We start from the raw sequence: 25,915 nt of genomic DNA on the forward strand, positions 1-25,915 counted from the left end.
CTGAATCGCGCACGGAGCGGAGGGGGAGCCCTCTCCGACGATGGGCCGTGAATCCCAATCAAGAAGGGTTTGTGTCATGGGCGCTATCGCACCTACGAGTGGTACTGGCTTTTCAAAAGTAGACCCCGCCGAGGCGCAGCGTAAGGCAGAGGCGGCGCGACAGAAGGCGGAGGCGGCGCGGCTCGCGGCCGAGGCGAAGCGCAAGGCGGCGGCGAAGGCCCGGGACTCGGTGGTGCAGGCCCAGCGTGACGCGAACGCCGCCCGCCAGCAGAAGGCCGCCGCGAATACGGTCGCCACGGACGCTCGCAAGGCCGCGCGCAAGCCGGGACAGACACCCGAGGAGTCGAAGAGGTCCAAGGAGCACGTCGACACCGCGGAGACGAAGCGTCAGGAGGCCACCCAGAAGTCGAAGGGCGCGGACAAGCGGCTTCAGGACAAGGAGGAGAAGGCGGCCCTCTCAGCGAAGAGCGCCGAGGAGGCGATGCGCAAGGCGAACGCGGCGGCCGTCGCGGAATGCAAGACGCCGCCCTACAGCCAGAAGGACCTCGACGCGACCCGGCCGACGAAGCGTGAGTTCGACTCGGCCTTCGAGGGCACCAGTCGAAAGGCGGAGCTGGAGAAGGTGCTGGGCCTGACGCCTCCTCCTGCCGCGGCGAAGCCCGGGGCTTCTTCCGCCGTGTCGCCCGAAGAGGCCGCGAAGGAGGATGCGAAGAAGGTGGGGCAGGCGCTGCTGCCCCATCGCATCGACCCCAAGAACCCGATGGGCTCGGTGATGAACTTCCCGCTCAAGACGCAGCCTGATGCCGCCGCGAAAGAGCTGGGCGAGCTGCTCAAGAATGGCGAGAGCCCCGAGTACCGCAAGGCGCTGCTCGAGGCCGTCAAACCCGAGCTTCAGCACATCGGTGGGGCGCTGGAGGATACCGGCTCCCTGGGCAAGGAGACCGTCACGGCCCTGGGGAAGACGGCCAGCACCTTGCGGCCCGAGGAGCAGCGCTTGCTCGCGGAGGGGCTGGCCGCGGGCGTGGATGCCGATGCGCGCCTGGGGACGGGTACGCACGCGGGGCTGCGTGAGAACATCCAGAAGGGAGAAGGGGCGGCCCTCTCCGTCCACCTCGCCACCGCGCTCGAGCGCTCCGGCAAGACCCGTCCCGCGGAGGCGCTGACCCAGACGGCGCGGGAGGAGGTGAAGGCGATTCGCGAGGACTTCGCCGAGAAGTCGAAGAAGGTCGAGGAGCTGAACGGCCAGGTCGCCAGGCTCGTCGCGGGGTTCGGCCCGGCGCTGACCGAGCAAGAGCAGACGAACGCCATCAATGCCTTCAAGGACCGCCACAAGGAGGAGTACGGAGCACTCGAAGACTCGGCGAAGCAGTTGAAGGGGGCTGTCGAAGTCTCCAACGAGGTCCTGGGGCAGAAGGGGTCCACCCTCTTCGCGGGCAAGAATGGAGGACTGCCTGGCCTGGAGCAGGAGGCCGTGGCGGCAATGAAGCAGCTCAAGGGCTTCGTCGGGACGGACACGGGGCAGAAGTTCATCGACGAGGAGGTGGAGAAGCAGAGCAAGGGTGAACCCTCCTTCCTGGATGGTGTCGCCGAGCTGGTCGCGGGCCCCAAGCTCGGAAAGGATGCCAATGACATCGCCAAGGGCCTGACCACGGCGGTCAGCAAGGGGCTGGTGAGTGCGGCCCTCCAGGAAGCGGCCAATGGCGGGGGCAGCGCGGGCGCTCGGCGCGTCTTCGACAACGTGTTGAGCAAGAATCCCGCCCTGTTTGGCGTCACGGCAGAGGACGTGAACATCCTGAAGGGGCACTTCAATGACCTGATGGATGGGAAGGAGAATGCCGGTCAAGCGCTGGACACCGCGATACGGAAGCTCGTTGTCGATGTTCCTGGCACGACGGGGAGCTCCTCGGCCGCTGCCGCACTGAGAGGGTTGGGGGTGGTGGCAGGCCTCTTTGCTGTCACGAACAGCGGGACGGAGATCGCCAAGAAGCTCAAGGACGACCAGGGAGTGAACCTTGCGGATGCGACAAAACTCCTGGGTGATTCTCTTTCGGCCACAGCGGACACCGGCCTCTTCTTGCTGGATGTCTTCAAGAGGGGCGCGCCGACGGCGAACGCCGTCTTCGGAAAGCTGAACCCCGTGGGTGGCGTGCTTGGGGCCATCGGGGACGGGCTCGCCGCCGCGAACGCGTTCCAGGAGGGTGAGACCCTGGAGGGCTTCGCGAAGTCAGCCTCCGCCGCGGGTGGCGCGCTGCTCGCCGCCGCCGCGCTCTCTCAGGCCGTCCCCGTGGCGGGGCAGGTCGTGGGAGGCATCTTGTTCGCGGCGGGCGCCGGGCTCTCGCTCTGGAACGACAGTCAAAAGCGCCAGGAGAAGCAAGAGGACACTCGGGCCTTCCTGAAGGGAGCGGGGATTTCCTCTCACCTTTCCAAGTGGCTGGGGGACCCCGATACCGCCGTACAGACTGGTCGCTTCCTCGACCAGCTCGCGGTGCAGCTCCACACCACGCCGTATGCGCTTCGCAAGCAACTGGAGAGCGTCGAGGACCCGAAGAAGCTGGATGCCTTCTTCTACGCGGTCGAGAAGACGCCGAGTGACGATTCCGAACGGTTCGTCACCCAGGACGCGACGCCTGGACAGTTCAGGACGCAGGGCTTCTCCGCGGGCGGACACGGCACCGGGCAGGTGTACTCCGTTTCGGAGTACTACCTCGAGAGTCTCGCGGATGCCGCGGCCTACCTGCGAAGCAACGGCATTTTTGCCTGACGTGCCGGCGGCCAGCCCCTCGCGGAATCGCTGTCAGCGCGCGATTCCGTCGAGCGCGGCGAGGCCCTTCGCCGGCAGGACGAGCGACGCCGCGGCCACGTTCTCGCGCAGGTGCGCGACTGACGACGTGCCTGGGATGAGCAGGATGTTCGGCGAGCGGTGAAGCAGCCATGCGAGCGCGACCTGCATCGGCGTCGCGCCCAGCTCGTTCGCCACTCCCGTCAGCGTCGAGGACTGGAGCGGCGTGAAGCCTCCGAGCGGGAAGAACGGCACGTAGGCGATGCCCTGCCTCGCCAGCGCGTCGATGAGCGCGTCGTCCCCGCGATGCGCCAGGTTGTAGTGGTTCTGCACGCACACGATTTCGGTGAGCGCTTGCGCTTGCTCGACCTGGCGCGCCGTCACGTTGCTGAGGCCGATGTGGCGAACCAGCCCCTCGCGCTTCAGCTCGAGGAGGACGGCGAGCTCCTGGTCGAGCGGGCCTTCCGTCGGCGTCATGCTCATCATGCGCAGGTTGACGATGTCGATTGCGTCGAGCCCGAGGTGTCGCAGGTTGTCCTGGATGCCCGAGCGGAGCTCGGCGGGCGAGAGCGCAGGGAGCCACGACTTGTCCTCGCCACGCCGCCCACCCACCTTCGACACGATGACGACGTTCTTGGGATACGGATGCAGCGTGGCGCGGATGAGCTGGTTCGTGACGTGTGGCCCGTAGGCGTCGCTCGTGTCGATGTGGTCGATGCCGAGGGCCATCGCCTCGCGCAGCACCGACGCGGCTGCTTCGGAGTCACGCGGCGGTCCCCAGACCTGCGGGCCCGCGAGCTGCATGGCGCCGTAGCCCATGCGGTGCACCGTGAGCGAGGTGCCGGGAAACGTGAAGCGACCGCCGAGTGTGTCTGTATTCGTCATGGGCTCGAATCTAACGCTGGCCCCGATTCACACTAGCAAATAGCATGAATGCCAATCATGAACGCTGTGAGTGCCAGGGACCTCGACCTCAACCTGCTGCGAGTGCTCGTCGCCGTCGCCGATACGGGCTCGGTGACGAAGGCGGCCGCGGGGCTCTACCTCACGCAGTCGGCGGTGAGCGCGGCGCTCGCCCGGCTCAGTGAGGCGCTGGACACGCCAATGCTCGTGCGCCACGGCCGCGGCGTGATTCTGACGAGCCGGGCCGCGCGCCTCGTGACCGAGGTCCGTCCGCTGCTCGAGGCGATGCTCCAGGCCGCGCTCTCGCCGGCGCGCTTCGACCCACGCACGAGCGAGCGAATCATCCGCCTGGGGCTCGCCGACTTCGCGGACGAGTGGCTGCTGCCGCCGCTGTTGCGCAGGCTCGGACGCGACGCGCCCAAGATGCGGCTCGTCTGCACGCCGGCCCAGTTCCGCACGGTGGTCGACGCGCTTGCGACCCGTCGCATCGACCTCGCGGCCACGGTCATCGACAAGCTGCCGCGAGGCATCCTGCGCACGCCGCTCATCCGAGGCCACTTCGTCTGCCTGTTCGACCCGCGCCACGTGCGGCTCGGCGCGCGACCTGGCAAGCGCGCCTATCTCGCGCAGGAGCACGTCATCGTCTCCTTCAACGGAGACCTCCGGGGCACCGTCGAGGACAGGTTCGGCGTCGAGCGCCGCGTCCGCTGCTCGGTCGCGAGCTTCAGCGCGATTGGCGCCATCGTCGACGGCAGCGAACTGGTGGCGACCTTGCCCGAGGCCTTCGCGGCGCAGCTCCTGCGGCAACGGCCGCACCTTCGCACCGCGCCCTTTCCCTTCGCGCACCCCCCCGGCGGCATGGACCTGCTCTGGCCCGCAGCGCTGGACGAGGACGACGCGTGCGCCTTCGTGCGCGCCGCGATTCTCGATATCGCCAGGCAGGCGCCCGCTCCTTCTTGAAGGCTGCTCTTCGCTGACTCCGCCTCCGGTGCTCCGGCCGCGGCCCGCACGTCGACGACGTGGAGGTCGTCATGTCTTCCCGCCAGGGGACTTGCGCTGCCGCTATTCTGTGTTGCTACCCACCGGTAGTCAGCGCTGCTGAGTCGCTGGAAGAGCGCTTCGTGGGCAATCAGATGACGGAGATGCTCAAGGGCACGCTGGAGGGCATCGTCCTGGCGATTCTGGCCGTGCGGCCGGAGTACGGCTACGAAATCACGGCGGGGTTGCGAGAGATGGGCTGCTCAGACATCGCCGAGGCCCCCCTTGCGTTGGTCGCCTCCACGACCCAGGGCGCTACGGCCATCTGCGCCCATCTGCTGGCACCACGCGGCGAACTCGAGCTTCGGACGCGCGCTCGCTGGCGCGGATGCATGCTGGCCGCCGCGGTCGTCGTGGCCTGCCTCGAGTCTCGACGCTGAGGCGCGGCTCGATTCGCCAGGAGCCTCGTCTGGCGCGTTCCACCTTGGAATCGTGTCAGCGCGGTGGGGTGGCGCAAGGCGATGGCTCAGCGCGGGGAGAGCGAGACGGCGCGCAGGTTCTTCTCCGCGCCCCCGAGGACCATGGAGGTGCCATCCGCGGAGAAGGCGATGGCTCGAAGCGAGCGGGCGCCGGCCTTGTACGCGCTCCAGCGCCCATCGCTTCCGAGCTCGATGACCAGGCCGTTGTTGGTTCCAATCACACCCAGACCCTCTTGGCGGAAACAGACGGAGTCGCCGCGCGTGTTCGTGCCGCCCGTCACGCGGCGCGCGAGTGTGCCCAACGAGTGGCGCGCGAGTTCGGCGCCGCTCGCCGCATCCAACACGAGCATGTCATGGCTCACGCCTCCGCCGATGGTCATCAACCGGTTCGACGTGGGGTCGAGGCCCATGGCGGCGACGGTGCCTTCGGTGACGAGCCGCGACGGCGCGCGCTGCCATAGCAGGCGGGAGTCGGCGACTCGCACCGCGGAGATTCGGGAGAAGGAGGTGGCTGTGTAGAGGACGTCGCCGTCAGGCGACAACACCGCGCACACCTCCTCATCGAGCAACTGGGACGGCAGCAAGGGCAGGCACCCGAGGGTGGTCCGGGAGACCCGCACCATGGATGGCTCCGGCGTCACCAGGGCAGGCACGGCGGCGGCGAGGGCCGGGTCCACTCGGCGTGTCTCTGCCTTGACCACGCCTTCGTCGCGGAACGCCACCGCCCAGTTCGGCGACTGTGCGATGAACTGCTCGTCGTCAATCCATGCAAAGGGGCGCATGACGGGCAGGGTGTGCGCGACCTGGAAGGTGTCCAGGTCTATCAAATGACAGCAGGCTGCCTGGCCGGCGAGCAGTGGGCCTCCCGTGAGGAGCCAGCGTCCATCGGGCGAGAGCGCACCGGGGCCCAGCGGGCCCGTCAGCTCGGCCTCGATTTCAAGGCGGGCTCCACTCCGTCGCAGCAGTCGACCGGGCTGGTCGGCACGGCCGGGTGCCTCGATGACCAGGAGCGAGCCCCGTGGCTCGAAGGCGAGGAACTGGACGTAGGGGACGGTGTCCTTCGCCAGGGGCGTGGACGCCGCGCGGGGGGACGCGGGTGCGAACCTGGGGAACAACTCCGTGCAGTCGGTCAGTCGCATGCGGGGATGATATCCCGTGAGCGTCAAGACCTGGGCGACTTCATCTCGGCGGGGCGCGGGGTCAATGCGACACCGACGTCGTCGCGGCCGGGTCCGGCGAAGGCAGGCGGCATGATAGGGTTTGCGACCTCATGGACCTGCAAGCCGAACTCCGTATCGCCCTGGCGGAGGGCTTTGTCTCACGAGACGAGGCGGACGCGTTGCTGGAGGAGGCGCGACTTCGAGGGGTCGGGCTCCTGGCCTTGCTCGCGGAGAAGGGGCGGCTCTCGGCGGCGGAGCTCCCATCGCCGCACGTCCGTGTCGCGCGCTCTCCTGCGCAGGACGCTGACGCGACCGTGACGGATGGCAAGGGCGCCCACCTCGGGACGCCCTCGGTCTCGGAGCCCGCCTTTCCGGTGCCCGGCTGGGAGCGCTATCAGCCGGTGCGCTTCCTGGGCAAGGGCGGCATGGGGCAGGTCTTCCTGGCGAATGACCCGCGGCTGCGCCGCCAGGTCGCCCTGAAGTTCGTGCTCGGTGGCGCCCCGGAGCTGGTGCGCCGCCTGCTGTCCGAGGCGTCCGCGCAGGCTCGCGTGGAGCATGAGCGCGTGTGCAAGGTGTACGAGGTGGGCGAGGTCCAGGGACACCCGTACATCTCCATGCAGTACGTGCAAGGACAGCCCCTCCACCAGCTCGCCTCCGAGCTGACGGTGGAGCAGAAGGTGCTGGTCCTGCGCGACATCACCGAGGGCGTCCATGCCGCCCATCGCGCCGGGCTCATCCACCGGGACCTCAAGCCCTCCAACATCCTGGTGGAGCGCGCCGAGGACGGTCGCCTCCGGCCCTACGTCATGGACTTCGGCCTGGCGCGCGACTGGAAGGAGGGCGTCACCGCCACCGGCTCCGTGCTGGGCACGCCGCACTACATGGCCCCCGAGCAGGCCCGGGGAGAGGTGTCCCGGTTGGACCGACGCGCGGACGTCTACAGCCTGGGCGCCACGCTGTACCACCTGCTGACGGGTGAGGCCCCCATCTCCGGAGACAATGCCCTGGAGGTGCTCGCGAACGTGGCCACCGTGGAGCCCCGCCCGCCGCGCGCGCTGGATGCGGCCATCCCCGAGGACCTGGAGGCCATCGTCCTCAAGTGTCTGGAGAAGGAGCGTGGCGCCCGCTACGCCTCCGCGCGCGAGCTGGCGGAGGAGCTGGAGCGCTTCCTCGCGGGAGAGCCCGTGCGCGCGCGCCCCGTCGGGCCGGGCTACCGCCTGCGCAAGCGGCTGCGCAAGCACCGCGTGCTCGCCACCGTCGTCGGCCTGGCGCTGGTGCTGACGGGCGCGGCACTGGGACAGGCCGCGTACACCCGCCAGGAGGCCGCCCGCCGTGAGCGCCTGGCCCAGCGCTTCACCGAGCAGGTGGAGCGCGTGGAGGCGCTGGCCCGCTACTCCGGCCTGTCGCGGATGCACGACACGCGCGAGGACCGCGAGGAGCTTCGTGGTCACCTGGAGGCGCTGGCGGGGGAGGTGCGCGACGCCGGTGCGCTGGCCGCCGGACCGGGCCAGTACGCCCTGGGGCGCGGCTTCCTGGCGCTGGGAGAGGAGGCCACGGCGCGCGGGCACCTGGAGGCCGCGTGGCGGCAGGGCTACCGCGAGCCCCGCGTCGCCTGGGCTCTGGCGGTGGTGCTGGGACGCCTGTACCAGGAGGCGCTGCTGGACGTGGAGCGCCTGCCGGACGCCGTTCAGCGCCAGGCGCGCCGCGAGGCCCTGGCGCGCGACTACCGCGAGCCGGCCCTGACCTGGCTGCGCTCGAGCGAGGGCGCGGAGGTGCCCTCCACGGACTATGTCGCGGCGCTGTTCGCCTTCTACGAGGACCGGCTGGACGAGGCGCTGGCACGGCTGGAGACGGCGGGGCGGCGCAGGGCGTGGTTCCACGAGGCGCACCTGCTGCGCGGCGACGTCCTCCAGACGCGGGCCGCGCGGCGCTGGAACTCGGGGGACCGGGACGGCGCCCGCGCGGACCTGGAGGCGGGACGCAGGGCCTGCGCGGACGCGGCCGCCACCGCCGAGAGCGTGCCCGACGTCCACTTCGCGCTGGCGAGGCTGGAGTACACCGCGCTGGTGATGGAGCTGTACGGCAAGGGCGACGTCCAGCCTCCGTACACCCGTGGCCTGGAGGCGGTGGCGCGGGCGCTCGCGGCCGATGCGGGCTTCGCGCGGGCGAAGGTGTTGGAGGCACGCTTCCACAACCGCCTGGCGGAGCACGGGATGATGCGGGGCGAGGCGGTGGAGCCGCTCCTCGAGAAGGCGATGGCCTCCGCGCGGGAGGCGCTGGCCTTCCGCCCCGAGCCCGTCAAGGCGCGCATGGAGCTGGGGCAGAGCCTGCGGCGCCAGGCTCGCGCGCTGGAGGCCCGGGGGCTGGACCCCAGCGAGCCGCTGCGACAGGCCATCGAAGCGCTGGAGGGCGTCCCCGAGAAGGCGCGGGACTACGAACTGCACGCCACGCTCGGCCTGGTCTTCAGCATCCAGGCCGACCGCGCGGAGGCCACGGGAAAAGACCCGCTGCCCGCTCGCGGGCGGGCCATCCAGGCCTACCGCGAGGCCATCCGCCTGAACGAACAGCTGCCAGATGCCTGGCTCAACCTGGGAACGAACCACCTGTCGCGGGCCAACTTTCCGAGCTCGCCCGACGCGGAAGGAGACCTGGAAGGGGCCCGCGTCGCGCTGGAGAAGGCCCGGACGCTCAACCCCGGGAACTTCGTGACGTACTTCCTGGGAGGCCAACTCCACCAGGAGCTGGCGGGCCGGCGCTCGCGCCAGGGCGGTGACGCCCGGCCGGACCTGGAGACGGCGCTGGACCTCTACCAGCACGGCATCGCCATCAACGCGCGCATCCCCCAGTTCCACCTGGGGGAGAGCGCGGTGTTGCTGGAGCTGGCGCGGGAAGCCTGGGACCGGGGAGGGGACCCGTTCCCCCTGTTGGAGCGAGCCCGGAGCGCCTGCGCGCGGGCCATCGCCGTGGCACCCAAGCAAGGCTATGGACAGAACAACCTGGGCGAGGTGCACGCCGCGCGCGCCCTGTACCGGTGGCTGCTGGGCGAGAGCCCGGAGGCGGACGCTGACGAGGCCGAGGCGGCCTATCGCGAGGCGCTCGCGCTGCTGCCCGGCCTGGCCCACCCCTGGGCCAACCTGGCGAAGCCGCACCACCTGCGCGCTGTGTTCGCGCTGGAGCACGGACGAGACCCGTCCCCGGCGCTGGCAAAGGCCCTGGAGGCCCTCCGCGAGGCCTTCGGGCGCAATCCCGAGGAAGCCCAGGCCTGGCTGTACCAGGGGCGGGTCCACGAGGTGCGTGCGAGCTGGCTGTCCTCACGCGGCCAGCGAGAGGCCGCGGGCGAAGCCTTCGACGAGGCGGCACGGGCCTTCGAGAAGGCGCTCCAGCTCAAGCCCGGACGACAGGACTACCAGGTCGCTTTCGGTCAATTCTGTCAGGCGCGCGCCCTCTGGGCGGAGGCCTTGGGACAGGCTCCTGGCCCGTGGCTGGAGCGAGGGTTGGGCGTGGCGGACACGCTGCTCATCGCGCGTCCGGAGTGGGCGGAGGCGCTGCTGCTGCGCGCGAGCCTGCTGCGGGTGAAGGAGGCGAGGCTGCCCGCCTCCGGTGAACAGCGGGTGGGGGGCGGCATGCGGGAGGCGGCTGACGCGGCGCTCGCGCGAAACCCCCGCCTGGGGCACTTCTGGGCGCGGCAGGCCCCAGCGGTGTCCCAGGCCGCGCCCTGAGGGGCTCACCGTGGCCCGCGGGCGTCCTCCTCTTCATTCGTGGAGGTCGCTACCTCCAGCTTGCCGATGATGACGTCCATGGGAGGGATGCGCGCCGCGCTCCCCTGGGAGGCGCAGCCAGTGCCGCCCATGTTTCCCACGAATTTGATCTGCCCGGACAAGACCCCTGGCGCGAGGGTCAGCTGACAGCTCTGCTCTTTTTCGAGGGTGATGGTCCCAAGGGCACCCATCTTCTTTTGACATTCATCGGCGAGGGTGAGGCATTTCGGCTGCGCCTGGGAGAGGTCGAAAATCTTTTCTCCAGCGAAGAGGACGTAGGTGACGGTCTCGCATTTCGAATCGAACGTGATGGTCCCTCCGGGGTCGACGCAGTGGTTGACGTCTTTGTGGCCCTCCACCTTGACCGCTGTCTGACCGATGAGCCCGAGGTCCGGGCAATAATATTGCTGGACCGGCCCCTTCCCGGCCACGTCGGCGCTGTCCCCGGGTCTGGCATTTCTCCCGCCGCATCCCAGCGTTCCCAGCAGCAGCCCCGCCAGCACCCAACGACGAACCCAAGCCCTCGACTCGTTCCTGCTCATGTCTGTCCAATCCTCCTGAGTGATTCAATTGCAACCGTCGGACCAGCGTACCCTTCAGCCCAGGCCGAGCTCCTTGAGTCTGCGGCCCAGCGCGCGCCGGGAGACCTCGAGCTGGCGCACCATGGCGTCCAGGTTCCCCTTGCAGGCGTGGAAGCACCGGGTGAGCTCTTCGACGCTCAGGTCTCCGGCGGTGCGCAGGTCGGGATGGCGCTCGATGAGGTCATAGATGGAGGTGCGGTGGATGCCGAGCCGGTCCGCGGCGGCCTGGAAGTCCCAGCCTCCCTCGCGCAGCGCGGTGAGCAGCTCCTCCGAGGAGATGTCCGCGGGCTTGCGGCGGGAGGCGGAGGGCGCCGGGGTGGAGGGCGCGCTGGTGGGGCGGCCCGCGCGGGGAGCCTCGGCGGGGAACAGCTCCTCTTCGAGCCGGGCGTCGAGCCTCAGGCGTGACTGGCCGCGGCTGCCGATGACGAGCTGCCTTGCCACGTTGCGCAGCTGCCGGAGGTTGCCTGGCCAGCCGTGCCGCACCAGGCGGACCGCGAGCGGGGCTGGGAGCCAGGGCTCGCGGAAGGGGTCCCCGGGACTCAGCCGGTGCGCCTCGCCCAGCGCTTCCAACTCCTCGCGGGCGAAGTGGTGGAAGAGCGGCCCCACATCCTCGGGCCGCTCGCGCAAGGGGGGCACGCGGATGGAGTAGCCGGCCAGCCGGTGCAGCAGCGGCGCCTTGAAGCGGCCGTCGCGAATCTGCTCCTCCAGGTGCGCGTCCGTGGCGGCCACCAGCCGCACGTCCACGGCGATGGGCGTGCGCGAGCCGACGGGATAGAGCTCCCCTGTCTCCAGCACGCGCAGCAGCATGACCTGGACCTCAGGGGGCGCCTCGCCCACCTCATCCAGGAACAGCGTGCCGCCCTGGGCCGCCTGGAAGAAGCCGTCCTGGTCCTTCACCGCGCCGGTGAAGGACCCCTTGCGGGCGCCGAACAGCTCGGAGGCCGCGAGCTCCCGGGGGATGGCACCCAGGTTGATGCTGACGAAGGGCCGCAGCCGCCGGGGGCTGCGTTGGTGGATGGCGCGGGCGATGAGCTCCTTGCCGGAGCCCGTCTCGCCCCGGATGAGCACGGACACTCCCAAATCCGCCACCTGCTCGACGTGGTGGCGCACCCGCTGGATGCCGGCGCTGGCTCCCACCATGCCCAGCATGTCCTGGCCCCTGGGGGGCGAGGGCTCCGCCAGGTGCAGCAGCAGCACCACGCGGCCAGCCAACACCAGCGGCACCCCGGCGGCGACCTCTTCCGAGGACAACTCCCAGGGCCCCTGGAGCGGCTCATCGCCGAGCGAGACCTTGGCGCCCTCGGCCGGTGACAGCCGGAGGCCGCCGTGCGGGCCGGGCGAGAGGACCAGCGGCTTGCGGCTGATGAACGGGTCGGCCAGGTGCGAACCCAGGGCCGAGCCAGGAGGGATGAAGGCCGGGGCATTGCGGGACAGCTCCACCTCGCGGCCGGCGGCGAGCGCCTGGAGCAGCACGCGGTCTCCCACGCGGTGGGGCTGGGGATGCGAGACGACGGTCAGCGCCGTGAGCAGCGGTGCGCCGTGAAGGTGCCGCTCCTCGCCAGACTCGGGAACGTTCGCCGTGGAGAAGTCCTCCAAGGGGGGCTCGCGCATGAAACTCCAGAGGGGACCGCCGCGGGAGCCATGACTCTACTTCGAGCCGCTCCGCTCTTTCCTCTCACGAAGCAGGGTGACTGCCGACCCGGCCCGTCGGAGCGAATGGAGCAGGACGACGGTCCACACGTGGCGACGGGGGCTCGACGCGTGGAAGCGCCTCTTGAAAGGGGCGCTCCTCGCGAGTCCCGATTCCACTCCCGCGAGGCGATTCGGCGCAGCGCGAGCGCGCGAAGGCGGGTGGAGAGGTCCAAGGTGCTCCGAGTCCAACCCGGCGAATGGCCCCTCCACCGCCCAGGGAGGTTCTACGGGTGGACGATCGAGCCCGTTCCACCGCCAGTGGTATAGACGAAAGCCAGGCAGTTCCCGCTGGCCGTCCTCGTCACGGTGATATCCCATCGCGTGAGCGTGCCGCCGTCATTGGCGGTGAAGACGCCGTGCCAGGGCCACTGGCCCTGGTACCACGTGTCCGCGAAGGCCCGGTCCTGCCCACCCGAGTTGTAGTTCAGGTCGTTGAAGGTCAGCAGTGCACGGCCATCGATTGCCACGGTCGTCTGAACGGTTCCGGTCGTGACCGAGGGGGAATTCGCGAAGAAGAAGGCCTCGTTGTCGGTGGGAAAACCGTAGCCGCAGGTCACATCGAGCTCGAAACGCTGGCTGCTCGGGAGGAGCCGGAGATAGCCACCGCCGAACATGCCTCCGCTGCCCGGAATCGTATAGGCCGTGCCGTCGGTGCCGACAGCCAGGCCCTGAGCGATCTGGGCGCCCGGAACGCCCTGCGTCTTCTGGGGCCCGGTCGCGGCTGCGACGCCCCGAGGCTCCGCCGGATTGTGAGGGCCCGTGTCGCCCGCGGAGCCCTGCTGCTCCTGGGGCCCGGGCTCGCCTTGAGGGCTGTTCATCTGGCCGTCGCAGGCCGAAAGGGAAAGCATTGCCAAAATGGTCAGTGAGAGTTTCATGGGGGTTCCGTCAGGCAAGAGGTGACCCGGAAGGCCGGGGAGTCTGAAATGGACTCTCTGCGCTCAACAGCAAACACCAGGCCAGTACGCGTCGAGGGCGCATCGCGAGGAGCGCTCCAGCTCCGCCAGAGGGCGTGACGCCCAGGGTGAGCAGGCTGTAGCCCGGTGGTCCACGCGTGGCGACGTGGGCTCGACGCGTGGAAGCGCCTCCTGAAAGGGGGCGCTGGCGGGGGGGCGTTGCTCGTGGGCCCCGTTTCCACGGCGTGGCATCCGTGTTGCTCAAGCGCGCCGCCCGACTGCATTCCGCGGTCTGCCGTCTCTCCAAGGAGTCCCATCATGCGTACCTGGAAGAAGCCGCTCCTCTCCGCCGCCGTCGCACGGCGTCCTCGTCTTGGCGCCGGGCTTGGGGCCCTCTTCATGGGCCTGGTCGCGCTGAGTACGGGTTGCGGCGAGGCAGCGGCGTCGGGCAACGAAGAGACCTTCTCCGCCCTCGCGCCGCAGGACATCCAGGGCACTCCAGCCACCTGCCAGGACGTCAAGAACGCCAATCCGTCGGCGGAGGATGGGGAGTACACGCTGTACTTCAATGGCTATCGCTTCGAGCCCTGGACGGCCTGGTGCCATGACATGGCCGGCACGCCCACCGAGTACCTGACGCTGAAACAGACGGGCACCACCTCCAACTACTCCCAGTACACCGTCGGTGGGGAAACGACTGGCGAGACCGTACGCACGACCTATTTCAAGCTGCGCATCGACCCCCTCACCCTGCGCGTGAACACCTCGGACCAGCGCTTCGCCTCCTCCACGGGAGGGCTCTACTTCAGGGGCTCCCTGGTGAGCTCGATGCCGTACGCCTCGGCCATGTCCTGTGACAGGGTTGCCGCGGGAGGAGCCAACCTCGACTTGCGCGACACCCCCTTCACCGTGGCGGTCGACCAATTCTCCCTCGCGGGTTATCTTCCGTTTGGTGGAAACACCTACAGCCAGTCGGACCAGGTCGTCGACATGCTGGGGGGCGGCTGGTGTGGCTCGAACTCGCTCACCGGCCTCAGCAACCCCTCCAACCAGAACGGCGGCCTGCTGCAACTCAATCTCACGCACAACAAGCCCAGGTCATGCGAGGAACTCAAGAACGCCTATGGCTATTCAGGGGATGACGAATACACGCTGTACATCAATGGCAACCCCAACAAGCCCTGGCAGGTGTGGTGCCGGAACATGGCTGGCGCGCCCCTCGACTACCTGGTGTTGAGGAATGTGGGCGCCTCCAACTACTCCCAGTACACCGCTGGGGGGTCCTCTCCAGGCAGCAGCGTCCGCACGTCCTACTCCAGGTTGCGCATTGATCCACTCAACCTGTATGTGATCATCACGGACCGGACCTTCACCACTTCCACGGGAGGGCTCCTTCACGCCAACAGGGACCCGGTGAATTCGATGCCATACGCCACGGCCATGTCCTGTGATCAGACCGCCTCGGGCATGGCCAACCTCGACCTGCGCGGCACGTCCTTCAGCGTGTCGAGCAACCCCTTCGCCCTCAGTGGCTATGTGCCGGTCGGAAACACCCATGTCATCAACGCCCAGGTGTTCAACCTGACAGGGGGCGGCTGGTGCGGTTGGAACTCGGTCCACGGTTTCACCGACCCCCTCAACGGCACCAACGAGCATCTGCCCCTGGTCTACACCCCCTAGAAGCCCTGTCGCGCCTGGAGCCCGAGGCTCACCCCTCAGCCTCGGTGCTCCGCTCCTGCGCGCTGATGAGGGACGTGGGCCATGCGCTGGAATGCAACGCATGGGGGAAGCTGCGCGCATCTACTCGGTGGGGCTAGCGGGTCGCGGCTTGGGGCGAAGGCTCGTGGACGAGCCGGGTCTCCAGCCTGGAGCGCCACTTCAGCGCGGGCCTCTCCACGCCGTGGTGCAGCGCGAGTGACGCGAGCAGCACCGCCACGGCGCCACCCAGCAGCGTGACGGGGTGGAAGGTGTCCAGGCCATAGGGCTCCAGCGCGACACGGACTCCGTGCTGCACGGCCTTGTGGGTGAGGTAGACGGTGAAGCTCAGCACCGCGAACATTCTCACCCCAGGGACGCGGGCGCACACGCGCGAGGCGGTGGGGCCCGCCATGGCCACGAGCAGCGCCGCGTAGCCCACCGACGTCAGGGGGAACGCGAGCATCGTGTGGGCCAGGTTCCGGAAGTATTCCTCGTTCAGCCAGAGCACGCCGCCCAGGCACGCGAGTCCCACCAACGCCATTCCTCCGGCTCGGGCCCCGTGGGTCCAGCGCTCCCAGGCCGCGGGTCGGAAGACGCGCAGCGCCGCGAGCACCACGCCGCACGTCAGCCCGTCGAGCCGTGCATACGTCGGGTAGTACAGGAGCGTGTCGTAGCCGCGCCATCCGGCGTCATCGGGCCCGAACATCGAGAAGTGGCGCTGCCACAGACCGGCCCGCAGGAGCATGCCCGCCCCCATCAAACCCACCGCGCCCAAGAGGAGGTGCGGTGCCCGGATGCGTCCGCGCAGCGCGAGCACGGTGAGGGGCAGCACGAGGTAGAAGTGCTCCTCCACGCACAGCGACCACGCGTGGGAGAAGCCGTTGCGGCGCAGTCCGAAGTTCTGCGTGAAGGTGAGGAAGCGCCACGCGGGCGTCTCGACGGGGAGTTCACTCCACGCGGGAAGGAACAGGTACAGGGCCAACACGAGGAGATAGGGCGGAAGGATGCGCAACGAGCGCCGTAGGTAGAAGCGCTTCAGGGCCGGTGCCTCGCCCCGGGACACCGGCTCCAGGAGCTGCGTGCCGATGAGGAAGCCGCTCAGCACGAAGAACAGCTCCACGCCCGTCCATCCGAAGTTGGCGAGCATCCGGTACGTCTCGTGGCCGTCGGGGCGCGGGTAGTGGAAGAGGACGACGATGAAGATGGCCAGGCACCGGAGCAGGTCCAGGCCGGCCAGGTGGCGCGGTTCGGTGGCGTTCAGCGGAGTCGGCTTTCAGCGGGGGGAGGCGCTGGATGCTAGGGGACATCGCCAGGCGCGCGGAACCAAATCCCGCGCCCCGGTGCGCTTCTCCAGGCCGTGCTTCCGGGAAAGCGGGGTGAGCCGGGACGCCTTCTCCCGCCGCGGAGTCGAGTCGGCTTCCCGATGGTCGAATCAGGCGTGGCGCCTCGCGCTGTCGGGTCGCGGACTGAGGCGTGCTGTGATTGCCGCCCGCGCATCGACGTCTCCTGTCGGGCGCGGGAGGATTGCGCATGCTCACGCGTCGAACCCTGATGTGGCTGCTGGCCGCCGGTGGGAGTCTTGCTCTGGCCCTGCCAGGCATCGGCGCCGCGGCGCGGCCGGCGCCTGCCAGCCGGAACGTGGTCCTGGTCCATGGGGCCTATGCGGACGGCTCCTGCTGGGCCGAGGTGATTGCGAGACTCCAGCGGCACGGCCTCAACGTCACGGCGGTGCAGAACCCCCTGACGTCCCTGGCGGACGACGTGGCGGCGACCCGGCGCATCCTGGCCCTCCAGGAGGGGCCGACGGTCCTGGTCGGCCACTCCTGGGCGGGAACCGTCATCAGCGAGGCGGGGGTCGACCCGAAGGTGTCCGCTCTGGTCTACGTGGCCGCGCGCGCCCCGGACGCGGGGGAGGACTATGCGGCGCTCGCGAAGAAGTTCCCGACTCCGCCAGCCAATGCCGGCCTCGTTCATTCAGGAGGCTTTGCCCAATTGAGCGAGGAGGCCTTCCTGCGGGACTTCGCGAACGGCGTCGACCCCGTCAAGGCGCGCGTCCTCTACGCGGCGCAAGGGCGCATCTCGGATGCGCTGTTCTCCGCGAAGACGACGGTGGCGGCATGGAGGACGAAGCCCTCCTGGTACGCGGTCTCGAAGCAGGACAGGACCACCGCGACGGAGCTGGAGCGATTCCTCGCCCAGCGCATGAAGGCGACGACCATCGAGCTCGACTCAGGACATCTGTCGCTCATCACGCACCCGGAGGAGATCGCCAACCTCATCCTGCGGGCCGCCGGAGCAGCGCCTGCCTCGAAGCCGGCGAGCGGCTCCTCCGAGCGTGACGGCGGAATCTAGCCGTCGCTCGGGCGCAGGGCAGGGCCCGAGGCCGCGCCTCGCAGGCGGAAGTGACTCCACACCTTCCTCGCCGTGGACTCCCACGTGCGGGCGGAGACGGTGCTGGAATCCCACCTCACGCCGTCCGTGCAGGAGGTGAAGCGCATCGGCCGAGCCCGCTCACGCGGTAGCGGCGCTCCCCCATGGGGCCTGCCCTCACCCGGCCGCCCGACGCCGACCTTGGGAAGGCGCCCGCTTTCCATCCAGGGGATTCTCTGGGTTGAATGGAAGTCATGGCTCCTGCGCTTCGCGTCCGTCGCCGACTCCCCGCGTGTCGGGGACGGACGGCTCCTGAGTGTCAGCCGTGGGTCGTGGGGCTCCGTGGAGTCCTGGGCCCCCTGGGCATCGCCGTATGGGTGCTGCTCGCGCCAGGAGGTGCCCGGGCGCTGGAGCCAGCCCCCGAGGGAGAGGTCGAGGAGTCGGCGGTGATGAAGGCCATCTCCTCCGGGGACGCGGCGGGGCTCACGGCCCTGCTTGCTCGGGGCGAGCCGCGCAACCTCCCGGGCACCTCGCCGTCCACGCGCAACGTCTCTCCCCTGATGCGCGCGAGCGAGCTCGGCCGCGAGGAGCTCGTGCGCATGCTGCTGGAGGCGGGCGCGGACCCGACGCTGAGTGTCCCGCGCCACCTCGAGGACTGGCCCCTGCGTGGCTGGACGGCGTTGTGTTTCGCGCATGCCCAGGGGCACTCGGCCATCGAGCAGCGGCTCTTGAGGTCCGGAGCCCTCGCCCATCCTTCGTGTCTGGAGGAGGCCGACTTCGCCGCCGCCGTGCACCTGAAGCAATCCGAGCGGGTCCTGAAGCTGGCGAGGACGATGAAGGGGCGGGTCCCGCCTGTGCTGCTGGAGCGACTGGGGCGCTTCGCTCACGAGCAGAAGGCGCCCCAGGTGATGCGCGCGCTGCGGGACGTGGGGTACCGACGCAAGGTCGTCCCACCGCCGTCGACCGGGAAGTCTCCTGATGGCGAGGGCCGGAGTCCCGAAGCCGAGGACAAGCGATTGCTCACGCGTCTCATCTGGGAAGGGACGCGCGAGGAGGTGCGGCTCGCGCTCGAGCGCGGCGTGGACCCGGATGTCTTCAGGCCCTACGACGACCCACCGCTCATCGCCGCGGCGAAGAAGATGGATGTGCCGCTCCTCCGGCTCCTCCTGGAGGAAGGCGCGAAGGTCGACATCACGAACTCGTCGGGTTTGCCCGCGCTGGACCATGTCGTGTCCAACTCGCGAGACAAGGGGCCCGCCGCGCTCGAGGCCGCGCGCATGCTGTTGGAGGCGGGAGCCAGGAGCTTCTCCCCTGCTGGGAAGCCGCCGCAAGGCTTCCGCGTCCTGGACGCGGCGCTGTCCTCCTGCAGGCTGGACCTCATCGACTTGTTGTTCGAGCACGGGGCGAAAGCGGTCCTGGCTGCGGGCCCCGCGAACAAGCTCTATGAAACCGTCGTGAGCCCGGACTCCCCTTGCCCCGAGGAACTCTCCTGGACGCTGCTCGAGAGGTTGTATTCCGGCGGCGCGAGGATGGGGCTCGATGTCCCCGTTCCTCCGAGGCTCATCCTGATCATCCGAGAGGGACACGATGCCTATCGCTCCTACGCATATTCCTCGCTCTGGTCCTACGCCGCGAAGCGTCCTCCCGAGTGGGGGCGCCTCCTGCGACAGGCGGGCCTCCCGCCCGAGCCCGACGAGAAGCGACGCTGACCAGGCGCACCCCCGAGGCATGCCTTCCCGGAGCCGGTGAATGACCAAGAACCTCCTCGTGGTCGTGCTCATGATGCTCGTGGGGAGCGCCGTTGGCGTCGTGGTGCTCCGGGGCGGCGTGCCGGCCGAGCTGACGCAGTGGCTGCCTCGGGAGCCGCGCCCGGATGTGTGGTGTGAGGGATTGCCCCTGGAGCGCTGCGGGGCGTTCCCCCAGCACTGCCGGGAGGCGGCCTACTGTGACGGCACCCGCTTCTGCTCGGCGTGGAGCGGTGAGGAGGCGTGTGCCCAGGAAGGCGCCACGGCGGGCCCCTCGGCCTGCTGTCCCGGCTTGCTCCCCCGCTGCGGCGTCGTGTCGAAAGACGGGACGTGTGACTCGCAGTTTGGCACGGCGGCCCGGCCCGTCTGTCGCCGCTGCGGCGACGGTGTGTGCGACACGGGGGAGACCCGCTGCGACTGTCCCGAGGACTGTGACCTCTCCCGGAGGGCGGGTGGCCCTCCTCCGGGAGACGTGCCTCCACCGGGGCGCCGCTGAGCCGACCGCGCTCTGGCGCTCAGCGGCGTGACTCCATGGGCCGGGAGCCCGGAGGCAGGACGGCACGACCTGCCGTGGCCGCGCCGCCCGGGATGCCGGGCTAGAGCTCGTTCATGATGAGCAGGCCGCGCGACGTGTCGACGACGTACACGTAGCCGTCGCCGGGGACGCGGATGCCAAGGGCGCCCTCGAAGACGTCGTCGGTGCGCCCCGGGTCCGTCTCGCGGTGTGTATTGTAGTAGGCCACCTGCCGGGGCTGCGTGGGATTGGACACGTCCAGCACGCGCACTCCCTCCTGGTACCACGCGATGTACAGGCGCGTGCCCACCAGGAGGATGTTGTGGATGGAGGTGGTGGGCCGGAGCCTGAACTCGCCAATCTTCACGATGTGCGCCGCGTCTGTGGCGTCCAGCACGCGCAGGTGCGCGCCATGGTTCTCACCGCCCTCGAACACGAGGGTGCGTCCGGCGAAGGTGCCCACGGCGTTGTGGTGGGCCGTGGTGTTCGGGTACGTGTAGGTCCCCAGCAACTTCATGTCGTTCGGGTTCTCGACGTCGACCACCTTGAGGCCGCCCTCGAAGTGACTGATGTAGAGCTTGCCCTGGTAGGCGAAGGCGTCATGGGCCCCGTCGTAGGGGCCGACGAGGGGAAGCGCGAGACGCTGGAGGAGCACCGGCTCCAGCGGCTGGGACACGTCGAACACGAGCGTGTTGCTCGAGGGCCAGAGCCCCATGCCGTAGAGGCGGTCCCCGTCCACCAGCACGGTGTGCACGGCGTAGGGGGCGCTGGAGGGCACGCGGCGCACGAGCAGCGGGTCCGCCGGGTGGGAGATGTCGAAGACCACGATGCCGGTGTCCTGGCTGGCGACGTACAGCGCGTCCCCCTTTATCCAGAGGCTGTTCCAGAGCTGGTCGTCGGGGAGGTGGATGACCTTCTTCAGCACGGGGTTTCGCCGGTCCGTCACGTCGAAGACGGTGATGCCGCCGGGCTTGCCCGGGCGAAGGTAGGCATTGGCGGAGACGACGTAGGCGTGGTTCTTCGCGACGAAGATGTCCAACGGGGTGCCCTGCTCGACGTACGTCTCCGACAAGAGCTGGAGGCCGCCAGAGGACTCCTCCTCGCCTTCGCGCCACACCATGCGGTGGGCGTCGGCGGTGGCCCGCTGCACCACCCGGCCGTTGACGCACCGGGCGAAGCAGCCCGTGAAGTAGCGGTTGCTGGGCGCCTCGCAGCCCGCGAGCACGGTGGTGGTGCTGCCCCCGTCCCGGGACAGGGTGTGGGTGCCGAGCAGCAGGCTGTCCGCGTCGCGCTCCTCGCGAGTGACGGGCGCGTAATAGAACCTGCTGGGGCCGCCGTCGCCGACGAGGCCCATCGTCACGGTGTAGTACGAGCCCTCCACTCCGCCGTCCGCCAGCGCCGACTCCCGCCGCAGCCGCACATGGAAGATGCCGTCCTTCGGGACGTTGGCGAGCGTTGGAGCGTCGCACGCGGACAGGTCGAAAATGGCCGGGTCGAGGCAGCCTCCAGCGGGGCTCTCGCCCACCTGGGGCACGAGCGCGCAGGACGAGAGCACGCCGGGGTCACCCGTGGCGTCTCCCAGCTCCTCCAGCGCGGTGTACGTGCCGTCCCAAGGCGGCGTCCCGGCGTCGGGTGGCCCCGCGTCGGGTGTCCCTGAATCTCCGGGGACGCCTGCATCGGGCGTGGGCTGCGGCGAGTCGCGGCAGCCTGGAGCCGCGAAGAGCAGCAGGCTCCAGGTGACGAAGAGCACCCAGGACGGGCGAGGAAGAGACAGCATCGGGGGACCTCGAGGGGGACGCCACGCGCCATTGCGGGCATCAGAACAAAGCGGCTGCCCCTCTGAGTTCGCCCTGCTCGGAGGAATACTTGCTCCGTGGAGGGGACTGGGGCGTGCGCGTTGGGAAGAAGCGCGCGATGGGCTGCTTTGGTTTCGCGATTGCAGGTCAAGCGGGACCCGTCGGTCGGCGTCCAGTCGCGCGTGTCGCGGCTCCAGCGCGAGGGGTGACCGTCACGAGCGCGCGGGGGCACCTGTCGTCCCTGGCTTCGCGGGTGGCGCTTCGTCTTGCGCGGGCCTCCGTCCCCACCAGATGCCGGACCTTGGATTTGAGCGACAATGGCGGACATGTCGTCTCGCATTGTCTCCTTCCTCTGTTGTCTCCTCGCCGCATGGCCTGCCGTCGCCAACGTGGCCGCATCCACGCGCACGCCGGCGGCCTTCACCCTGTCCCCAGGCACTGCCCGCACGCGCTCGGAGGTGCTCGGCGAGAAGCTGGACTTCGATTGCGCGGAGGCGGAGCGCGAGGCGGCCTGCCGCTTCGAGGCGCGCTACCGGCTGCGCAATGCAACCTCCGAGGCGGAGGTCATCGATGCCGCCTTCCTGGGGCTCCGTACGAGCGAGGTGAGCGTCCGATTCGACGAGGAGCCTCTCCCGGTGACGGAAGAGCAGGCGGACCCGCGCGGCTCCACGTCCGGAGCCGGGGAGAGCGCACCGGCGCGGTCGTCACCCGAGAGTACGTTCCGTCGGCTCACGCAGCGCTTCAGCTTCACCCTCACGCTTCCGCCCGGGCATGAGGGGGAGCTGGTGGTTCGCGGTGTGGTTCAGCTCGAGCGGCGCTTCCTGCCATCGGGGTATGTGTGGCCCGCGGTCCAGGCGCGACATGTGCTGCTGTCCTCCGGACCGGCGCGGGCCACGCACTGGGACATTGACTATCTGCTGGGCCCCATCCGGACCTGGGCGGGCAACCCCGAGCTTCATGTCACCGTGAGGGTCCCTTCCACATGGGAGGTGGGCAGCAGTCCGGACGCCTCCGCGCACACTCAGCCGGTGGCCACGGACTGGCGGCTTCGGCACGAGGGCGCGCAGGTGGTGGCGGAGCGGCGACTCACGGCGGAGAGCGCTCCCGAGTGGCTCAACGTCACATTGACGAAGCCCGCGCCCGGGTGGACTCCGGGCGGTGTGCAGTTGGGCCTGGGTTTGCGGAGCCTGGACGGTACCCGCTTGATGGCACGGCTCGGCTACCAGCTCGCCGCGCCCGAGTCCTTCCTGCATTCGCTCTCGGCGGAGACGGACTTTCGCAAGCAGCTCGTCTTCACGCCCCTCTCGCAGTACGCGACACCCCAGGTCGCCATCATCCCGAGTCTCGGGCTTGGCCTGGGCGTGCCGGTGCAGGTGCTTCCCGACGTCAGGCCGGGGCTGCGGCTCCTCGTGGACCTGCATTTCGGTCCGGTGGGGGCCGTACTCAACTGGGACCACTATCCGGCGCTGGGGGAGGGCACGGACTCCTTCTCGCAGTTCATGCTCCTGTTGCAGGTAGGGCTGTAGGCCTGTCGCGTGTCATCCGCCTTCACGGAGGCACGGGCGACGCCAGATGGCACATGCCAGGGGTTGGCCTGGATTAGGCTTCGGCCCCTCCATGCCCCTGCACTCATTGCGTCTCTGGTCATGCGTACTGCTCGCGCTGTGCGCATGTGTCGCGGTCCGCCCTGCCCAGCCCACCGCGACCGTTGCCCGCTGGAAGGAGCGTATCTACAGGCCCACTCCGGAGTCGGTGTCGATTCCCTATCCGGAAGAGGTGGTCATCACCATCCCGGACGAGGAGTTCTGACCTCGGAGTGGATGAGGGCGGTGCCTCGGACGACGGGGCGGCTTTCGCCCATAGGTGATGACTATCCATCCATTGACGCCACGGGATTCACGGTGGCCGGACGCGAGGTCTATATGTGGATTCATCTCATTGCATGAGCACGAGGGGTGAATCCATGACGACGCAATCACAGAAGGCAGCGAACGTTCACGTGGGCCTGCTGGTCCGCCTGGAGGCGAAGGCAGGCAAGGAGGCCGAGGTGCAGAAGTTCCTGGAGGGCGGTCTGTCCGTGGTCCAGGCAGAGCCGGCGACGGCGCAGTGGTTCGCGCTGCGCTTCGGTCCGACCTCCTTCGGCATCTTCGATACCTTCGCGGACGAGGCGGGTCGGCAGGCGCACCTGAGTGGCAAGGTGGCTGCGGCCCTGATGGCACAGGCTCCGGAGCTGCTCGCGCAGCCGCCGTCCATCGAGAAGGTGGAGCTGCTCGCGGTGAAGCTCTGAGCAGCCTCAGGCAGTGAGGGACGCGGGCGGGGAGGGCGCACCTTCGGCGGAGGTGGCCCTCGCCCGCTTCTCTTCAGGCGCCTGGACGCATGCGAACCGCGCCCTCCAGCAGCGTGCGCCAGAACAGCTTCGCGGCAGGGGGCGCGGTCCGGTCTCCCGAGCGCATCAGGGACACGGTGCGCTGGAGGGACGGTTCGACGAGCGGACGCGCCGTGGTGGCGCTCGATGAGGGCAGGAAGGAATGCTCGGGCATGAAGGCGAAGCCGACGCCCGCGGCGACCAGGCTCTGCACCCACTCCTCGCGTTCGGTGCGATAGCTGGCGTACAGCACTACTTTGCGGGACGTGCACAGCGCGCCGACCTGTTCGCGCAGCTCGCAGGCGAGCCGGTCGACGTAGGGCTCATCGGCCAGCTCCTCCAGGGGCACGGTGTCCCGCGCGGCGAGGCGATGTCCGGGTGGGAGCACGACGAGGTAGCGTTCTTCGTAGAGCGGCGTGACGACGCACCAGTCAGGCGTGGGTGCGGCGGCGTGGGTGATGACGAGGTCCACCTCGGCTTCCTCCAACTGCCGCACCACCGTGTCGCGGGTGCCGACGCGGAGCTCGACCTCCACGCCGGGAGCGACGGCGCGAAACGCCGCCAGGTCGCGGGCCAATCGCGCGGGGCCGATGGTGCACAGCACGCCCACGCGCAGCGGAACCTGATTCAGCCGGCGGTGGTTCTCCGCGATGAGCGCCACGCTCCGGTTCTCATCGTCGATGCGCTGGAGCCGGGGCAGCACCTGCCGGCCCAGGGGCGTGAGCTTCGCACCGCTCCTGTCACGCAGGAGCAGCGGCCCTCCCAATTCTCCCTCCAGCTTCTTGATGGCGGCGGTCAGCGTGGGCTGGGCCACGTGGCAGCGCTCCGCCGCGCGCGTGAAGCTGTGGGTCTCCGCCACCGCCAGGAAGTACCGGACCTGATGCATCTCCATGCGGCACAGGCTCGCTCTTCATTCACGGGCAGGCAACCCTGGGGGCCGGCGCCTTCCTCGTGCATTCCAACGACGCCGCGAGATGTTGGGCGACCGGCACCCCATGCGCCGTGCTGGCCACCGCATCCTCCTCGCCGACCCCCCTTTGGAGGAACGCCCATGCGTGCCGCGCTTCTGCTCTCCCTCGTCCTTCCGTGGTCCCTCGCCCAGGCTCAGAGACTCCAGGAGCAGCCACCGCCGTTCGCCCAGGTCCTCGAGCGCGAAGTGCCAGCCCTGATGAAAGAAGCCCGCATCCAAGGCGCGGCCGTGGGGCTGATTGTCGGAGGCAGGCTGGTCTACGCGAAGGGCTTCGGCTTCGCGGACCACGCGGGCAAGGTGCCCGTGACGCCCGACACGGTGTTCTCGGCGGCCTCGCTGGCCAAGCCGATCGCCAGCTGGGTGACGATGCGCCTGGCCGAGCAGGGGAGCGTGCGGTTGGATGCGCCGGTGGCCGAGGTGCTGTCGCCGTGGCCGCTGGCGCGGAACCAGTTCGACCCGCGCGCGATTACGATTCGCCGCCTGCTGTCGCACACCGCGGGCACGACCTTGGGTGGGTATCAGGGCTGGCTCGACTTCAAGGAGCTGCCGAGCCTGGAAGAGTCGCTGGCCGGCAAGACGAATGGACGCGGCGCGGTGGAGCTGTTCGCGCCGGTCGGTGTGAAATTCCAATACTCCGGCGGTGGCTACACCCTGATGCAGCTGGCCATCGAGCGGAGCACGCGGCGCAAGTATTCGGACCTGGCGCGGGAGCTGGTGTTCCGGCCGCTGGGCATGAAACACAGCAGCGTCGCCATGACGCCGGAGGTGCTGGCCGGCGCGGCGCAGGGACACGACGACGAGGGCAGGCCGGTACCGATGCGCTACTACGTCGAGCAGGCGCCTTCGACCTTGACCACCACCGTCCGCGACTTCGCGCGCTGGATGATTGCCGGCATGGCGAACACCGCTGGCGCGCATCCACTGTCCCAGGCGCAGCTGGCCCAGCTGTACACCCCCGCGGAGCTGAGCACGCCGCGCGCGCCCGATGGCGCGGTCTACGGCCTGGGCCACTTCATCGAACGCCTCGGCGACGGCAGCATCGCCGTCGGTCATGACGGACGCAACCAAGCCGGCTTCCGCGCCAACTTCTTGATGCGTCCGCAAGCCGGCGACGGCATCGTCTTCTTCAGCAACTCCCGCAGCGGTCTGGCTCTGGACCGCATCGTCTGCCTGTGGAGCGCCGACGTGGCCAAGGTCGATGCGGTGAAGACCTGCAAGCCATAGCGTTGCGTTC

General features: G+C 69.4%; 20 protein-coding genes. 12 read left to right on the forward strand and 8 right to left on the reverse strand.

Annotated features, from left to right (window positions below):
• Positions 1-76: 76 nt before the first annotated feature.
• Positions 77-2,761 carry a hypothetical protein gene (locus LZ199_RS33400; protein ID WP_253997803.1) on the forward strand — a complete coding sequence of 895 codons (2,685 nt, stop codon included), beginning with the start codon at positions 77-79 and terminating at the stop codon, positions 2,759-2,761.
• Positions 2,762-2,794: 33 nt separating this feature from the next.
• Here LZ199_RS33400 and LZ199_RS33405 read toward each other — a convergent pair whose 3' ends face one another.
• The gene (locus tag LZ199_RS33405) at positions 2,795-3,664 is read right to left on the reverse strand and encodes an aldo/keto reductase family oxidoreductase (protein WP_253997804.1); all 870 of its coding nucleotides are present in this window, start codon (positions 3,662-3,664) and stop codon (positions 2,795-2,797) included.
• 57 nt (positions 3,665-3,721) lie between these two features.
• Here LZ199_RS33405 and LZ199_RS33410 point away from each other — a divergent pair, with 57 nt between their 5' ends.
• Positions 3,722-4,642, forward strand: coding sequence for a LysR family transcriptional regulator (locus tag LZ199_RS33410; protein WP_253997805.1), 921 nt, complete (start codon positions 3,722-3,724; stop codon positions 4,640-4,642).
• Positions 4,643-4,803: 161 nt separating this feature from the next.
• On the forward strand, positions 4,804-5,100 hold the full coding sequence (locus LZ199_RS33415) for a hypothetical protein (protein WP_253997806.1): 297 nt from the start codon (positions 4,804-4,806) through the stop codon (positions 5,098-5,100).
• 86 nt (positions 5,101-5,186) lie between these two features.
• On the opposite strand, the gene LZ199_RS33420 is transcribed toward LZ199_RS33415, so the two are convergent.
• Positions 5,187-6,278: a PQQ-like beta-propeller repeat protein gene (locus LZ199_RS33420; protein ID WP_253997807.1), complete on the reverse strand. Its 1,092-nt coding sequence runs from the start codon at positions 6,276-6,278 to the stop codon at positions 5,187-5,189.
• A gap of 131 nt (positions 6,279-6,409) precedes the next feature.
• Here LZ199_RS33420 and LZ199_RS46520 point away from each other — a divergent pair, with 131 nt between their 5' ends.
• On the forward strand, positions 6,410-10,018 hold the full coding sequence (locus tag LZ199_RS46520) for a serine/threonine-protein kinase (protein WP_267145169.1): 3,609 nt from the start codon (positions 6,410-6,412) through the stop codon (positions 10,016-10,018).
• Positions 10,019-10,023: 5 nt separating this feature from the next.
• Here LZ199_RS46520 and LZ199_RS33430 read toward each other — a convergent pair whose 3' ends face one another.
• The 3 genes from LZ199_RS33430 to LZ199_RS33440 form a co-directional block, all read right to left on the reverse strand.
• Positions 10,024-10,599: a hypothetical protein gene (locus LZ199_RS33430; protein WP_253997808.1), complete on the reverse strand. Its 576-nt coding sequence runs from the start codon at positions 10,597-10,599 to the stop codon at positions 10,024-10,026.
• A 54-nt stretch (positions 10,600-10,653) separates the two neighbouring features.
• Positions 10,654-12,249 (reverse strand): sigma 54-interacting transcriptional regulator, encoded by a 1,596-nt coding sequence (locus LZ199_RS33435; protein WP_253997809.1) that lies wholly within the window; start codon positions 12,247-12,249, stop codon positions 10,654-10,656.
• A gap of 305 nt (positions 12,250-12,554) precedes the next feature.
• Positions 12,555-13,205 (reverse strand): hypothetical protein, encoded by a 651-nt coding sequence (locus tag LZ199_RS33440; RefSeq protein WP_253997810.1) that lies wholly within the window; start codon positions 13,203-13,205, stop codon positions 12,555-12,557.
• A gap of 336 nt (positions 13,206-13,541) precedes the next feature.
• Here LZ199_RS33440 and LZ199_RS33445 point away from each other — a divergent pair, with 336 nt between their 5' ends.
• Positions 13,542-14,903 carry a GON domain-containing protein gene (locus tag LZ199_RS33445; protein ID WP_253997811.1) on the forward strand — a complete coding sequence of 454 codons (1,362 nt, stop codon included), beginning with the start codon at positions 13,542-13,544 and terminating at the stop codon, positions 14,901-14,903.
• 133 nt (positions 14,904-15,036) lie between these two features.
• Here LZ199_RS33445 and LZ199_RS33450 read toward each other — a convergent pair whose 3' ends face one another.
• Positions 15,037-16,182, reverse strand: a complete 1,146-nt coding sequence (locus tag LZ199_RS33450; RefSeq protein ID WP_323390067.1) for an acyltransferase family protein — start codon at positions 16,180-16,182, stop codon at positions 15,037-15,039.
• Between the two features lie 269 nt (positions 16,183-16,451).
• On the opposite strand from LZ199_RS33450, the gene LZ199_RS33455 reads away from it, so the two are divergent.
• The 3 genes from LZ199_RS33455 to LZ199_RS33465 all read left to right on the forward strand — a co-directional run bounded on the left by LZ199_RS33455 (position 16,452) and on the right by LZ199_RS33465 (position 19,532).
• Positions 16,452-17,273 (forward strand): alpha/beta fold hydrolase, encoded by an 822-nt coding sequence (locus LZ199_RS33455; protein WP_253997812.1) that lies wholly within the window; start codon positions 16,452-16,454, stop codon positions 17,271-17,273.
• 350 nt (positions 17,274-17,623) lie between these two features.
• Entirely contained in the window at positions 17,624-19,000 is a 1,377-nt protein-coding gene (locus LZ199_RS33460) for an ankyrin repeat domain-containing protein (RefSeq protein ID WP_253997813.1), read from the forward strand.
• 40 nt (positions 19,001-19,040) lie between these two features.
• Positions 19,041-19,532 carry a hypothetical protein gene (locus LZ199_RS33465; RefSeq protein WP_253997814.1) on the forward strand — a complete coding sequence of 164 codons (492 nt, stop codon included), beginning with the start codon at positions 19,041-19,043 and terminating at the stop codon, positions 19,530-19,532.
• A gap of 100 nt (positions 19,533-19,632) precedes the next feature.
• Here the strand turns inward: LZ199_RS33465 and LZ199_RS46525 are convergent, their stop codons facing one another.
• Positions 19,633-21,327, reverse strand: a complete 1,695-nt coding sequence (locus LZ199_RS46525) for an LVIVD repeat-containing protein (RefSeq protein WP_267145170.1) — start codon at positions 21,325-21,327, stop codon at positions 19,633-19,635.
• Between the two features lie 345 nt (positions 21,328-21,672).
• Between LZ199_RS46525 and LZ199_RS33470 the strand changes: the two genes are divergently transcribed.
• From LZ199_RS33470 to LZ199_RS33480, 3 genes are all read left to right on the forward strand, one after another.
• A complete protein-coding gene (locus tag LZ199_RS33470) occupies positions 21,673-22,872 on the forward strand; it encodes a hypothetical protein (RefSeq protein WP_253997815.1) in 1,200 nt (399 codons plus the stop codon).
• 91 nt (positions 22,873-22,963) lie between these two features.
• Complete coding sequence (locus LZ199_RS33475; RefSeq protein WP_253997816.1) at positions 22,964-23,155, forward strand: hypothetical protein; 192 nt, start codon at positions 22,964-22,966, stop codon at positions 23,153-23,155.
• A gap of 154 nt (positions 23,156-23,309) precedes the next feature.
• Entirely contained in the window at positions 23,310-23,633 is a 324-nt protein-coding gene (locus tag LZ199_RS33480; RefSeq protein ID WP_253997817.1) for a putative quinol monooxygenase, read from the forward strand.
• Positions 23,634-23,706: 73 nt separating this feature from the next.
• Here the strand turns inward: LZ199_RS33480 and LZ199_RS33485 are convergent, their stop codons facing one another.
• Positions 23,707-24,603 carry a LysR family transcriptional regulator gene (locus LZ199_RS33485; RefSeq protein WP_253997818.1) on the reverse strand — a complete coding sequence of 299 codons (897 nt, stop codon included), beginning with the start codon at positions 24,601-24,603 and terminating at the stop codon, positions 23,707-23,709.
• Between the two features lie 159 nt (positions 24,604-24,762).
• Between LZ199_RS33485 and LZ199_RS33490 the strand changes: the two genes are divergently transcribed.
• The gene (locus LZ199_RS33490) at positions 24,763-25,905 is read left to right on the forward strand and encodes a serine hydrolase domain-containing protein (RefSeq protein ID WP_253997819.1); all 1,143 of its coding nucleotides are present in this window, start codon (positions 24,763-24,765) and stop codon (positions 25,903-25,905) included.
• Positions 25,906-25,915: the final 10 nt, after the last annotated feature.

It is taken from the genome of Myxococcus qinghaiensis, assembly GCF_024198215.1.
In the GTDB taxonomy this organism is placed as follows: Bacteria; Myxococcota; Myxococcia; order Myxococcales; family Myxococcaceae; genus Myxococcus; species Myxococcus qinghaiensis.

Excerpts from the sequence above, each read along its gene's own strand:
- LZ199_RS33400 (WP_253997803.1), top strand. The coding sequence starts at position 77 with ATGGGCGCTATCGCACCTACGAGTGGTACTGGCTTTTCAAAAGTAGAC.
- LZ199_RS33405 (WP_253997804.1), bottom strand. The coding sequence starts at position 3,664 with ATGACGAATACAGACACACTCGGCGGTCGCTTCACGTTTCCCGGCACC.
- LZ199_RS33410 (WP_253997805.1), top strand. The coding sequence starts at position 3,722 with ATGAACGCTGTGAGTGCCAGGGACCTCGACCTCAACCTGCTGCGAGTG.
- LZ199_RS33420 (WP_253997807.1), bottom strand. The coding sequence starts at position 6,278 with ATGCGACTGACCGACTGCACGGAGTTGTTCCCCAGGTTCGCACCCGCG.
- LZ199_RS46520 (WP_267145169.1), top strand. The coding sequence starts at position 6,410 with ATGGACCTGCAAGCCGAACTCCGTATCGCCCTGGCGGAGGGCTTTGTC.
- LZ199_RS33430 (WP_253997808.1), bottom strand. The coding sequence starts at position 10,599 with ATGAGCAGGAACGAGTCGAGGGCTTGGGTTCGTCGTTGGGTGCTGGCG.
- LZ199_RS33435 (WP_253997809.1), bottom strand. The coding sequence starts at position 12,249 with ATGCGCGAGCCCCCCTTGGAGGACTTCTCCACGGCGAACGTTCCCGAG.
- LZ199_RS33440 (WP_253997810.1), bottom strand. The coding sequence starts at position 13,205 with ATGAAACTCTCACTGACCATTTTGGCAATGCTTTCCCTTTCGGCCTGC.
- LZ199_RS33445 (WP_253997811.1), top strand. The coding sequence starts at position 13,542 with ATGCGTACCTGGAAGAAGCCGCTCCTCTCCGCCGCCGTCGCACGGCGT.
- LZ199_RS33455 (WP_253997812.1), top strand. The coding sequence starts at position 16,452 with ATGCTCACGCGTCGAACCCTGATGTGGCTGCTGGCCGCCGGTGGGAGT.
- LZ199_RS33465 (WP_253997814.1), top strand. The coding sequence starts at position 19,041 with ATGACCAAGAACCTCCTCGTGGTCGTGCTCATGATGCTCGTGGGGAGC.
- LZ199_RS46525 (WP_267145170.1), bottom strand. The coding sequence starts at position 21,327 with ATGCTGTCTCTTCCTCGCCCGTCCTGGGTGCTCTTCGTCACCTGGAGC.
- LZ199_RS33470 (WP_253997815.1), top strand. The coding sequence starts at position 21,673 with ATGTCGTCTCGCATTGTCTCCTTCCTCTGTTGTCTCCTCGCCGCATGG.
- LZ199_RS33475 (WP_253997816.1), top strand. The coding sequence starts at position 22,964 with ATGCCCCTGCACTCATTGCGTCTCTGGTCATGCGTACTGCTCGCGCTG.
- LZ199_RS33480 (WP_253997817.1), top strand. The coding sequence starts at position 23,310 with ATGACGACGCAATCACAGAAGGCAGCGAACGTTCACGTGGGCCTGCTG.
- LZ199_RS33485 (WP_253997818.1), bottom strand. The coding sequence starts at position 24,603 with ATGGAGATGCATCAGGTCCGGTACTTCCTGGCGGTGGCGGAGACCCAC.
- LZ199_RS33490 (WP_253997819.1), top strand. The coding sequence starts at position 24,763 with ATGCGTGCCGCGCTTCTGCTCTCCCTCGTCCTTCCGTGGTCCCTCGCC.